At 41.9% G+C, this 12203-nt stretch carries 8 protein-coding genes; 1 reads left to right on the top strand and 7 read right to left on the bottom strand.

Annotated features, from left to right (window positions below; all coding sequences use genetic code 11):
• Window positions 1-7: 7 nt before the first annotated feature.
• The 3 genes from HMAT_RS03280 to HMAT_RS03270 all read right to left on the bottom strand — a co-directional run bounded on the left by HMAT_RS03280 (window position 8) and on the right by HMAT_RS03270 (window position 6750).
• Entirely contained in the window at window positions 8-1258 is a 1251-nt protein-coding gene (locus HMAT_RS03280; RefSeq protein WP_158655588.1) for a glycoside hydrolase family 99-like domain-containing protein, read from the bottom strand.
• Between the two features lie 61 nt (window positions 1259-1319).
• Window positions 1320-3347, bottom strand: a complete 2028-nt coding sequence (locus HMAT_RS03275; protein ID WP_104381373.1) for a SusD/RagB family nutrient-binding outer membrane lipoprotein — start codon at window positions 3345-3347, stop codon at window positions 1320-1322.
• A gap of 97 nt (window positions 3348-3444) precedes the next feature.
• Window positions 3445-6750: a SusC/RagA family TonB-linked outer membrane protein gene (locus tag HMAT_RS03270; protein WP_104381372.1), complete on the bottom strand. Its 3306-nt coding sequence runs from the start codon at window positions 6748-6750 to the stop codon at window positions 3445-3447.
• Between the two features lie 502 nt (window positions 6751-7252).
• On the opposite strand from HMAT_RS03270, the gene HMAT_RS03265 reads away from it, so the two are divergent.
• On the top strand, window positions 7253-9901 hold the full coding sequence (locus tag HMAT_RS03265) for a hypothetical protein (protein WP_104381371.1): 2649 nt from the start codon (window positions 7253-7255) through the stop codon (window positions 9899-9901).
• A gap of 62 nt (window positions 9902-9963) precedes the next feature.
• On the opposite strand, the gene HMAT_RS26905 is transcribed toward HMAT_RS03265, so the two are convergent.
• The 4 genes from HMAT_RS26905 to HMAT_RS03250 all read right to left on the bottom strand — a co-directional run bounded on the left by HMAT_RS26905 (window position 9964) and on the right by HMAT_RS03250 (window position 11641).
• Window positions 9964-10140 (bottom strand): hypothetical protein, encoded by a 177-nt coding sequence (locus tag HMAT_RS26905; protein WP_158655587.1) that lies wholly within the window; start codon window positions 10138-10140, stop codon window positions 9964-9966.
• On the bottom strand, window positions 10127-10363 hold the full coding sequence (locus tag HMAT_RS03260) for a hypothetical protein (RefSeq protein ID WP_104381370.1): 237 nt from the start codon (window positions 10361-10363) through the stop codon (window positions 10127-10129). The genes HMAT_RS26905 and HMAT_RS03260 overlap by 14 nt, the downstream gene beginning before the upstream one ends.
• A 227-nt stretch (window positions 10364-10590) precedes the next feature.
• A complete protein-coding gene (locus HMAT_RS03255; protein ID WP_104381369.1) occupies window positions 10591-10995 on the bottom strand; it encodes a DUF5675 family protein in 405 nt (134 codons plus the stop codon).
• A 1-nt stretch (window position 10996) separates the two neighbouring features.
• Window positions 10997-11641 (bottom strand): DUF6266 family protein, encoded by a 645-nt coding sequence (locus HMAT_RS03250; RefSeq protein ID WP_104381368.1) that lies wholly within the window; start codon window positions 11639-11641, stop codon window positions 10997-10999.
• Window positions 11642-12203: the final 562 nt, after the last annotated feature.

Genomic DNA, 12203 nt, shown 5'->3' with positions numbered 1-12203 from the left:
TATGTTATTATTTTACTTTAAATTGCTGACGGACAATATCAAGATACTGTGTTCCATAACCGTTTCCATAATCAGCTACCGTAGGTTCGATCTGCGAATCGTACATCCAGTTGTTGAAAGATTCGACCAGGACCATTTGATTCGTTCCTAAATTCATTTTTGCGACATTACAACGCTCTTTAAAATCACTGTCCTTTTTATAAATCGCTGGATAGTTGTAATCCGGAGTCGCTGCTGATGAAATATAATTGTTAAAAGAAGGAGAAACCGAAGGAATAAAGTCAACTCCATAATTCGTGGCCATATATTCCTTATTTATTTTGAAGTTTTCATTGATCAGCCGATTCAACAGATAAGTCCGGTCCCATTGTCCCCCGCCCACATTACACATATTATCCATGGTGACTGCATCGGCTTTACCGCGCATAAAGAAATATTCAAATCGGGCTGAGGGTGTCCATTGTTGTTGGCGGGCAATAATGTACACGTCCTTTCCCGTATGTTCTTTAATTAAGGCTCTGATATTGTCATAGATTTTACGGCTATCTGCTGTATAAAGCCTTTCAGCACCAATAAAAACCAATACCGGCTTACCATTGGTATGGTAATAGGTTTCATCACTAAAATAATCCGAGATTCTCTTCATATAGTTGTACAGGCGCTGTTCACGTGTTAAGGTGGTACCAGAAACGGTTATTGTAGGCGCATTTTCCAACAGCAGGTTGTTGCTTAATCCGCCACAGAAATTATTCAGATCCAATGAAATCGCATACTTCAATGTTCCCATCTTTACACTTGCCAACTCGCTCGGGTGTTCACCCAGCTGATTTACCAACAAAGAGTCTTCTTTATTGATATTCATGGGATACAAGGCATTTGGATTTTCTTTTACTGCCGGAGAGATTAAAAAATCAATTTTTCCAGCTTTTGCCCATTCCACAATTTTAGTCATATTGTAAACCCCTTCATCCGTTGCTCCTAACGTATAACGATCCAGTTCAGGTTTTACATAGGGACCTATTTTTCCTGTATTGAGGTCAAACGTTTCTGTCAAACGGGTCCATCTGATATTATCATTGACAATGTTGCTGGTTGTATATAAATAAGCCCCTACAGGGATATCCGTACTCACCGCAACTTCGGGAATTGTATAATTTAACGGATGATCATCAATGGAAGGGTTTTCATCCTTTTTACACGAGCAGAAAGCTATCGCAATAGCAATGATCCCGAACAGTTGATTACGTTTATTTTTCATGAAAATATTTTTGAGATTCATACATACATTATATTAAAACTTCCTTTCGGATTGTGACAGATTATTGTGGGATATACGTATTCAGTAAGGAGCGAAAATTATAATTGAACGCTTTCTTTAGCGCAGTATTTTCATCGCCTTCTCCCGTCATTGTTTTTGCGGTCACGACCACCTCTTCGTATGTCTTACCATATTTCTTGTTAAAATATTCGACATTGGCTGAGATCCGTTTATTTCCGCCCCATAGGTATTCAGCTATTGCTAAGTCTGGATTCTTCTTGGTAAACCCAAGGGATGTATATACGTTGTCTCCCCAGCGATCGGCACGGTAAAAGGGGCTTTCCATCTTAAGATTTTCAATACCCTGATAATAAGCCTCCTGATTTTTACTCTGCTCCACGAGTGGATAGACCATTCGTTCTGTCCAATAGTTGTAGGTGGAATTATAGCCCTCGACATCGCTGGCTGCACCATTGGCAAAGAACGGTGGAAAACGCAGTACGCGCGTTCTTCTTTCCAGATTCCAGCCTTCCAATGCATTAAAGAAATCGGCAATATACCGTTGTTTATAAATCTGTTCGAGGTGGTTGCTGTTGCCCCCCTTCCCATTGATACTTGCTCTATACAAGAGTCGGCGGTCGGCATAACCTTTGGCACTGGTATTCCAGGCAATACCATCCTTTTTCATATAATCGTCCAATTTGGAAGATAAGTTGTATTGCGCATAGGAAGCTTTGATTCCTTCCTCATAAAACTGCTGCGCATTGCCTGTACCAAATAATACTGCTGCTTCAGCTTTGAGGAAACAAGCATCTGCCCAGTTCAACAACACCATGGTTGCATCCTCTTTGAGAAAATTATTGTGAACAAATGAATAGTTATAAGGGCTATTTTTTCTGGTCAATGGATCGCTAAAGCGATAATCCTTTCCGGGAACAAATTCCCATTCCCAGCCTGATGCCAGACTATTGAGTTCGACCAGTGGTACATACGGCATGGCATAATCGACCAGGATAGAATCTATACGCAGATTGTTCAGTCCATCGGCCTGGTGCAGTATGTAATTGGGGCAATAGGTATTTGGATTATTGACATTATTACCGCAAAAGAGGGCATGCTTTCGAGTTAATGTATCTGTGTGTAAAAACGGCGCAACAGCATTGGGTGCCAATGCATTTCCTTTGTGTGCGAATGCTTCAATCCGTGCATCATTAAATGAAAAGAGATACAGGGAAAAATATTCACTGATTGCTGGGTAAGTTGATTCACTAAAACTACCTGCATTCTTGATCAATCGTGTAAAATAATAGGAAGCACTCAGGTCAGCGTCCTTCCCCCAACGCAGGGTAACGATATCATCAACACCAGAAATCAATTTACTGGGATCTTTCATAACATCCATGGCATGCTCCCGGGCCAGATCCATCGATAGGTTTTGCACATGCAGGGCCACATTTAAACGCAAGGTATTGGTAAATTTTTGCCATTTTGACAAGTCAGATCTGCCATTGCTCGCACCGCCAAAGACTGGGTCGGTAGATAAGAAATCACCTGGAGCAGGCGAAAGATTATACAGCATATTTGCTGCTTTCAGATCCTCGAGTATCTGTGTGTACACCTGTTTTTCACTGTCATACGTATAGGTTCTTTTATTTTGCTCAGCTGCAATAGCGTCGCTCATTGGAATTCCCCCGTAAGTCGAGGCAAACATATAATACATATACGCCTTCCAGGTTTTTACGATGGCCAGTCTATTTTCAAAGCCTTGTTTTCCGTCATACTCCAGTTCTAAATTTTTCAGATCGCGTACAATACCCACATAAAATTGGTTGAAAAAGTTATCCCCGATCTCCTGCGAGGGGTTTGTCGCAAATTGAACGACACTGTAACGCGAAAAATTCAAAATTTTATTGTAATTCATTTCCGCGATTAGCTTCATCGTACGAGACACTGTTCCCGGAAAAATCTGATTGATCTCTACATCATAAAATTTATTTTTATTGGTATTGATTTCCTCAAAATTGCGTGTACATCCGTTAAAGAAGCAAGCCATCAATAGCCCTACTCCAATAGTCAATATTTTTTTCATCTTTATATAATTTGTCTTTTAAAGGTGATGAAGCAATCGATATATTATTCATTCACTGCTATAATCTGAATACGCACGAAGGTTTCATCACTCTTTTTTAGAATGAAAGTTTTAGATCAAATCCCCAGGTTGCCATTGGCAGGTTAAATCCACGTTCAAAGCCCTGTGCATTTCCCGTTGTGGAAGTTGCCTGAGGATCCATTCCTTTGGGTGTGTTTTGAAACAGGATAGCCACATTACGTCCTACGAGCGATAATCGCGCATCTTTAATCGGTGTTGCCCTAAACCATTGTGGCGAGAAATTATACCCCACACTGACTTCCCTCAATTTGATGTAAGAGGCATCATAAATATATCGGGCAGCGCTCGATGCACTATTGTGGGTCCAATGGTCCATCGGTGATACCCAAGACAAGGCGGGTTTATCTGCCCAAAAATCCGATACCGAAGGGTCATACACCGTATTGCCCAATTGGATTCCTTTCGATCTTCCATAATCGGGGTACATGACATAATTTTCGTTATAATTGGCCCCTGGTTTCACGGTATTACCGGGCTGTAGAAATCCACGACGTTCGTCCGAATTCTCGCCGAGGATCAAATCTGATAGCATATATTCCCATCGGCCATCTAAGGTCTGTACCGTGCTCCCATCTATACCACCTCTGAATGCCGTATAGGACCACACTTTTCCACCAGACTGAAAGTCCAGCATGGTTCCGATTGAAAACCGGCCAATATTGACCGTATTTTTCCATCCACCAAACCAGCGTGGCTGTATTTCACCTAAGTATTGATCCGGAAGAAATTTGGGTTTTCCATCAGCACCCACATAAATAGCACCTTCGGCATTGCGTTTATAATCATTACCATAAAATACACCATAAGATTTTCCAACCTCAGCATACAATTTGATATTATCGCCACTGCCCATTTCATAACGATTTACACCAGCAACCAGTGATACTACCTTCGAGTTATTCTTAGACCAGTTAAATCCCGTTGTCCAGGTCACGAGCTTTGTCTTTATTGGAATAATATTTAAGCTTACCTCTGTTCCCCAGTTCTTAATCTCACCGGCATTCAGTATTTCCCTACGGTAACCGCTTGCCAGAGGCGCATCCGCCTCTACAATCTGATCCTTGGTCCGTTTGCTGTAGTAGGTGATATCTGCAGTAATACGGTCATTCCAGAGCCTAAACTCTGTACCTGCTTCCCAGGATTGTGTCTGCTCAGGCTTCAAATTTGGATTTTTCAAAACCTCTTCACCCACATAATAAGGTAAACCTAAAAACGAACCACCATCCGGACGGTAATATCCGGTCAATAGACGATCAAAGCCTGTGTCATTCCCCACCTGTGCATACGAAGCTCTCAACTTCCAATAGCTCAGCGGACTATTTTTTAGCTGCAACAGGTCTGTCATGATCAAGCCCGTTCCAAAAGAGTAATAGAAATACGAATTATTAGATTTGGGTAGCGAACTCGACCATTCGTTTCGTACCGTAGCATCTAAAAACACCCTGTTTTTATAGGAAAAACTCGTCATCCCAAAAACAGCCTGCTTTTCCTTGCGTTCGATTTCTTCCAACGAAGAGGTAATTCCCCGGGTATTGGATAGGGTACGCTGGTCTGGAAAGAGTAACATAAAATTTCGTGAACTTATACGGTCTCCTTCTATGCGCTGGATCGAAGCACCACCATTGGCAGAAATATTAAAATCTTTTTTGAGCGTCTTATTGAAACTCAATAAAGCGTCGAAATTGTTATTTGTCCATGAACGATTCCATTTTGAATAATCGCCGTCTGTATCAAATGGACTATAGAGATTGGTAAAGTCCCAACCTTTTGACTTTTGCAGATCTGTTGCACCTCTTAGACGTAAACGAAATGGATTTCCCAATTTTAGGTTTAAAGTCAGGTTTGCATTAAACATATTCTTATCATCGGCATTCGCCGTTTCATTCAACAGCCAGTACGGGTTTCTAAAACCGTTAAAGTTAAAAGGTGTACCATCCGGCTGCTTCCAGGGGATCAATTCCTCAATGGAGGCATCACGTGGCAGATTGGCGATGGCATATAAGGGATTTCGATCGGAAGCATTGCGATAGCCCCGATTTTTGACATCTTCCAAAGTATAACGCACACTGGCGTCGACATCAAAATAATTGGTAATCTTTGCCGTACTTCTTAAATTAAAATTATGCCGATCATACAGATTGAATTTTTCAAGAATATCATTGGCATGTTGATTGGTATACGAGAGACGGAAACTCATTTGATCCGTTAATTTATCGAGTGCAATGCTATTGGTCAGTGCATGCGAGGTCTGGTACATATTTTTGATGGTCGACTCCTGAGGTATATAAGATTTTACCTGTCCATTACGACCGACCACATCAAATCCGAGCATCGGTAAGCCCCAAGAACGGTTATCCTGATTGCCTTGATTTGGATTCCAGATTCCATAGGGTAAGTCTGGGTTAAAGTTGACACCATTATTTGAATTCCCAAAATAATTGACGCCTTCTCTTCGTTGGAAACGCCCGTTCTGACCGGCACCATATAGATTCTGGTAGGTGGGATAGCTATACAACGATCCAAACATCGCGTTGAAACCATAGCTGATACCCAGCCCCTGTTTTCTCCCGGCCTTTTTTGTTGTGATCAATACGACTCCATTTGCCGCATCCGAACCATATAATGCGGAAGCATTGGCCCCTTTCAGGATTTCGATATTCTCAATTTCGTCCGGATTAATGCTATTTACGGCACTTCCATAATCCAGGTCGCCACTCTCTCCCGAATTATTTAACATCGGAACCCCATCAATAACAAATAACGGCTGGTTGTTTCCTGTTAATGAATTATTTCCCCGTATGACAATACGGGTTGAACCCAATGGCCCACCACCGGGTACCACTTGCATACCCGCGGCTTTACCGGACAACATATCCAACAAGTTGCTACCCCGCACTTCGGTCATCGAGTTGACATCAATGGACTGTTGTGCAGAAGTCAAAGACCGTACATCCCGTTTTATGCCCATCGCTGTCACGACCACTTCTTCCAACGACCGGTTTTCGGCCTGTAAAGTCACCGTCAGTTCTTTTCTTCCGCGCAAAGCAATAGTCTGGCTGGCAAAACCAATATAACTGATTTTTATAATGCCATTTTCTGTCGTATTAATGGTAAATTTTCCATTTACGTCGGTAGAACCAACTCCTTTTGTACTGGAGTTGATATCTGTAATAATTGCTCCCGAGATTGGCTTTTTGTCCATATCCAAGACAAGTCCCGAGAGTTTAATTGGCTTTTCCTGCGCATAAAGCAATGTACTGGATAAAAAAAGTACACACAAAGCCAGTAAAACATCATAAAATAGTTTACATTTTCTGTTCATAAGTTAAGTTTTAAAATTGGGCTTGGTTACACAATTTTCGGTTTATTAGAAAGAGTAAATTCGTGCATCACATCACAAAAAGTCATGGATATCGAATCCGTCCATCCCATTTTTTCCAAACGATGGTCAATCGCACGGTACTAGGGTCGACATTGATTTTCACAAATGATTTCATCGTACTATTCATAAAGTTTAAATCGGTTTAGCAATACTTATTTTCCCTTATCGCTGTAGATCAAAGTTCCAATGGTCTCTATAACAAATGAATTAATGATGGAATTAATGCCACTGTTAATCTTCAAAATTTTAAATATTTTTTTTTTATTTTGGACTCTTATAAAAAAGAACTAATATTGATAAACAAGGGGTAGGCCACAAAACGGTGTAATATCGTTTTACCTTATCAATAGCGGTATTGAGGCTTACAAAAAAGAATAAACACGTTAAGTAAGAGACGGGATTTATTCTGACAGTAATAAACCAATTGATCACAGACCTTTTTATGTTTCAAGCGAGTAAAAAATTATATTTTATCTATTCAATACGATTCCTACTTACCATATGGTTTTTATTGTGGCTTCTTCCCTTGAGTTTTTCCAATGACCGCGGTCTGTATTTTTATGCGCACCAGTCTGCTATCGAACGAAGGACTTCGCTCCTGCTCCATCCGGGAAAAGCATATGAACAGAATCAGATCAAAAACCTGGAAATCAAATTCGATGCAGAGATCCGAAGGAACGAAAGCGAGCTATTTGGCTATCTTCTTAAAATCATCGACAACAAAAAGGAGAGCTTCAACCTGCTGTTAAATAATCAAAATGAAGTTTTTTTGGTTATTTCAAAACCTGCCCATAAAGATGAATTCATTAAGCTTAAGATCCATCAGGCACCACGGCTCCAAGTAAGTTTACTGTTGGACAAATCAACAGACCATATCATCCTGAAAATAAATGGTCAGACTATTCAGATGACGACCGTCTTGTCAGATTTAAAAAATCTAGTATTCAATTTTGGGCAATGTCATATAGAGGGTTTTGAAAGCAACGACGTTCCACCCATGACTTTGCGTGATATACAACTGTTGATCAATGGTACACTCGCCAACCATTGGCAATTTGACAAATATCAAAAACAGGTAATCTACGATCAGATTGAAGGTGCAGAAGCGATTTTTAAAAATGGAAAAATGCTGATTGACAAAAGTGTGAAATGGCATAAATTAGGCTCAATGTCGAGCATATATGCGCCACAGATTACCTTCGACTCCATCCACAATCAACTGATTGTCATGGATTCAACAGGCGCACGTTACTTTTCTCCAGGTACGATGAGCAGTACACTGTACCCCATGAAAAATATTCCCGGAGATAAAGTGGAAAATCGTCTAACGATAGATTACGTGAATAATAAGCTTCTGTTTTACAATTTTAACACACCGTATCTCAACTATTTTGATCCCAATTCAAGAACCTGGACAAAACAAGAAGCGCAACGGCAAGATCATTCCCATCACAACAGCTATATCTCGCCCAAAGATACGAGTCTATATCTTTTTGGAGGTTATGGGCATTACAAGTACAACAGCGATTTTATCAAAATAAATCTACGTACCGGAGCATCCATAAAAAAAGATCTCTCCGCCTTTATCACTCCGCGCTACCTCGCTGCTATGGGGGCCAATCATGCCGGCGACAAGCTCTTTATATTAGGTGGCAAAGGTGCTGAAATGGGTTTGCAGGAACTTTCATCCAAATCATTTTCAGACCTATACGTCATTGATCTGAAGCAAATGGCGCCGCGGTTACTGATCGACAATATCTTACTGGACAAAAAGAATTACGGCTTTTCCAATCATTTGATCCTGGCAGAAGACGACCATAACATGTATGTGCTCACCTATCCAATCGATCAAACCGCCTCCTATTTTCAGTTAAATAAAATCGATATGCAGACCAAGGCTGTGGAAAAATATGCTGATTCCATTCCTTTTCACTTTAAAGATGACCTATCATTCTGTGACCTGTTTTATTCACCGGCCTTAAAAATGTTACTTGCGGTTACTGTCAGTAGCAAAGACAAAGTGAGTTCTACGGTAGATGTCTACGCTATTGATTTTCCGCCACTAAAACAAGCAGATCTACACTATATACTTCCTGCTAAGTCAGTCCGTTGGAAGACCAGCTTTATGCTTATACTTGGACTGGGGTTAGCAATAGGTGTTTTCCTATACCTACGTTACTGCAGACAACGACAGAAGGTAAGTTTATTCCCTATTTCTGAATCAGCGCCTGGACAGACTGAGCCCGTCACGGGAAGCAATCTGTCTACTTTACCATCCCAAAGCAGCAAAGCTGTGGCCAATGTTACACAAGCGCAACCCCAGAAAAAGAAATGCTTTTACAACCGACGCCAGAATTCTATCTTATTTCTAGGCGAATTTCAGGTGTATGATAAATACGGAAAGGAATATTCAGAAAGCTTTTCACCGATCTTAAAACATCTGCTGATTCTTATTTTACTTTATAGCATTAAGTTTGAAAAAGGGATATCCTCCTCCAAACTGGAAGAAATTCTATGGTTTGACAAATCGGATAAATCCGCGACCAATAACCGTAATGTCAATATCAGCAAATTAAGATTACTCTTAGAATCATTGGACAATGTCCAGATCGTGAACAAAAGTTCCAATTGGTCCATCAAGCTACCCGAAAACATGCTTTCGGACTATGCTGAAACTATCTTTTTAGCCGAAAAAATTAAAAATGACAATGATTTTGACCACAGCGATGTTCAACGATTTCTGGAATTGACATCCTATGGTGAACTTCTGCCCAATATTCAATTTGAATGGATTGACAACTTCAAATCTGAATTTTCAAACATTGTTATGGATACCTTATCGACATTGATACACAGCCCAAAAATCGCTTTGGAGCAATACGATTCGATTCTCTTACAGATTACTGACAGTATGTTTCTTTTCGATCCTTTAAGTGAGGAAGCCTTGTATATCAAATGCAAGATTTTATTTCAGCAGGACAAAAAAACATTAGCGATCAGTACTTATGAAAATTTCATTAAACGATATCAGATCAATCTGGGGGAAGAGTTTGACAAAACATTTAAAGAAATTGTGGGGCCATTATTATGATTTTGGAGAATTTGTACATAAAATAGAACGCCTCCCGGGTGGGAGGCGTCCAAAGAAACGGATCACCGTTTATTCTTTCCAACATTCGATCTTCCCAATAGTCTACTTATCACAAAGCTGACTAGCGTACCCACTGCAGCAGTCAACGCAGTCTGTAGTACGTCACCCAAAGACAGACTCGCCCAGATGGAGCAGATGGTGCCGCCGATGGCCGAGATGCGGATATCATTGATTTTCATCAGCTCCGCTCCTTTCCTCCGTAGCACCATTATTTGCATCAGCATGGCCATCCGGCTGATCTATCCCTTTGGGCGGAGGTTTATCCTCCTCCATGACCGTCTCCAGTATCCCTAGCCCCAGGGCAATGTATTTTAATATATTCCCGGCCTTTCCCGGCAGTTTGAGCGGCGCTGCGAGGATCACCTGAAGCACTGCTCCTATTTTGTTTATGATTTTTTTCATGATTATTACTTTTTAGAGATTGGATATACGGTCAAAGCCTTATATTCCGACTGACCGTCATCCAATCACCTCCCTCTTTATTCAAGCAATATAGGAGGACAGAGCATTTGAAGCATAGCATTTCGACTGCCAATCACTGTCTGAGCAGAGCGAGTTTGATTTATGCCGTCATATTGCTAAGAAGATGTCACAAAGGAATGCAGCGCAAATTCACGTCCTCCAAATTGCTATCGAATATTCAAATAGACCTCCGCACCTTGGTCCCACCAGCTATATACTAGCGCCTTAAGTTTTGCTAAAGCCTTACCACTATAATCCCCTCGCCCTTCACCAGTTAAAGTCGTTACGGGAGCAATGCAGCCCTGCAATTCTTTCAACGCATTGTTGGCCGCATGGATCAATATCGCTTCGCGTCCCAGCACATTGGGGATGCCGATCTGTTCCCCATGCTTTGGATAGCGCCGTTTGTCCAGTTTGTATCTACCTACCGGAATACAGCTGATCCTGGGGAGGTTGTTTCGATCCGGCAATTCGATGGTGTGGCAGATATATTCTCCCTGATAGCTAATCGTTCCATTGGTTCCCTGTGCTCCATACTTTCGTAGGAGCAGCAGGGTGTGTTGAACGGCCATATTAGCTAATGGTCAGTTCGCCCAAGTGCAAACTCGGTGAGGTCTTGACGCCATCCCGGTGACCGGTAAAGACCCAGCCTTCGAGTACATCGCCCGAGTAGCTGGCCGGTAGCGTAAAACTCAGATTTGTATCCGTCCTGGTCGAAGACTCCAGAATACTAAAGAAATTCTTGTTCTTGTTGTACATCAGGAGGATGACCGAATCATCGGCAAAGGAGTTATATTTGTTGAGCTCCGATGTCCAGGTCAGCGCGATCTCCTGCGGAAAAGTTTCTGACCATTCGGGTGCCATCAGGTTGGACAATGACCCTTTGGCAATTATGATCTTTGAATAATCGATTTCCAGTGTTGGATAAGTGCCGGTGACACCGCCATTGTTCATCAGATATTGCAGCGCCTTGTTATAGCCCGTTGCTTTTCCCTGCAGCTTATCCGAATAGCCCAGGTTAAGCAGGTCCATGATCGGCGACAGAAAGGCTACCGCCATCGCAAATTTAGCGCGCTGAGCGATCTGTCCTTCACTCGCTTTTTTGTTTGAGATCTTGGAGAGTGAGCGTACATAATCCACTCCTCGCCAACTACTTCCTATTACACTACCTACTTTCCCAGAGTAAGCCCCGTGTATACCTTTTAAGAATCTTGCCATGATTATACATGTTTGATTTATAAATAATTACGACTGGCATGCGCAGTCTTTGTTTTGCTAGCAAGAGCTAAATTAGGCTGACTTTTGGCCATAAACGAAGAAGTACTGGGATTGATTTTAAATGATTGGGAGCGCTGTTATTACCTGTCAGATTTGAGCAATATATTAAGCATTTGATAAGAAACCGGCGTAGCCATTCACGGTATCGGGCATAGGAAAAATCGAAAAGTTATCACTCCCAACCTAGTCAATTGCCCGGCTGCTATTGGGGTAATTAGGGGCTGTCCTTCGGGCGATGCTCGACTCGGGGTGCGGACAGCTTCGGCTCCGCCTCGGCTGCTGTTCGGGTACTATTCGGGTGCCGTTCGGCTGGGAGTCGAAGCCGAGCCGGAGAGCTCCCGAAGCCCACCCGAAGGAGACCCGAGCATGAGTCGAAGCAGTCCCGAAGCGGAGCCAAACAAAAGTCGAAGAGCTGCCGAACCATAGCCGATGCAGGATCAAGTATATATGAGATAAAACTCCCCTATATTAAAAAGGGGAGCCATCCGCTTCCCCTTTAAAA

This window comes from Sphingobacterium sp. HMA12 (assembly GCF_002933815.1).
In the GTDB taxonomy this organism is placed as follows: domain Bacteria; phylum Bacteroidota; class Bacteroidia; order Sphingobacteriales; family Sphingobacteriaceae; genus Sphingobacterium.
The sequence above is the reverse complement of the archived record's forward strand: the minus strand, read 5'-3'. Positions and strand labels throughout refer to the sequence as shown.

Coding starts and splice junctions, on each gene's coding strand:
- HMAT_RS03280 (WP_158655588.1), bottom strand. CDS start 1,258: ATGAAAAATAAACGTAATCAACTGTTCGGGATCATTGCTATTGCGATA.
- HMAT_RS03275 (WP_104381373.1), bottom strand. CDS start 3,347: ATGAAAAAAATATTGACTATTGGAGTAGGGCTATTGATGGCTTGCTTC.
- HMAT_RS03270 (WP_104381372.1), bottom strand. CDS start 6,750: ATGAACAGAAAATGTAAACTATTTTATGATGTTTTACTGGCTTTGTGT.
- HMAT_RS03265 (WP_104381371.1), top strand. CDS start 7,253: ATGTTTCAAGCGAGTAAAAAATTATATTTTATCTATTCAATACGATTC.
- HMAT_RS26905 (WP_158655587.1), bottom strand. CDS start 10,140: ATGAAAATCAATGATATCCGCATCTCGGCCATCGGCGGCACCATCTGC.
- HMAT_RS03260 (WP_104381370.1), bottom strand. CDS start 10,363: ATGAAAAAAATCATAAACAAAATAGGAGCAGTGCTTCAGGTGATCCTC.
- HMAT_RS03255 (WP_104381369.1), bottom strand. CDS start 10,995: ATGGCCGTTCAACACACCCTGCTGCTCCTACGAAAGTATGGAGCACAG.
- HMAT_RS03250 (WP_104381368.1), bottom strand. CDS start 11,641: ATGGCAAGATTCTTAAAAGGTATACACGGGGCTTACTCTGGGAAAGTA.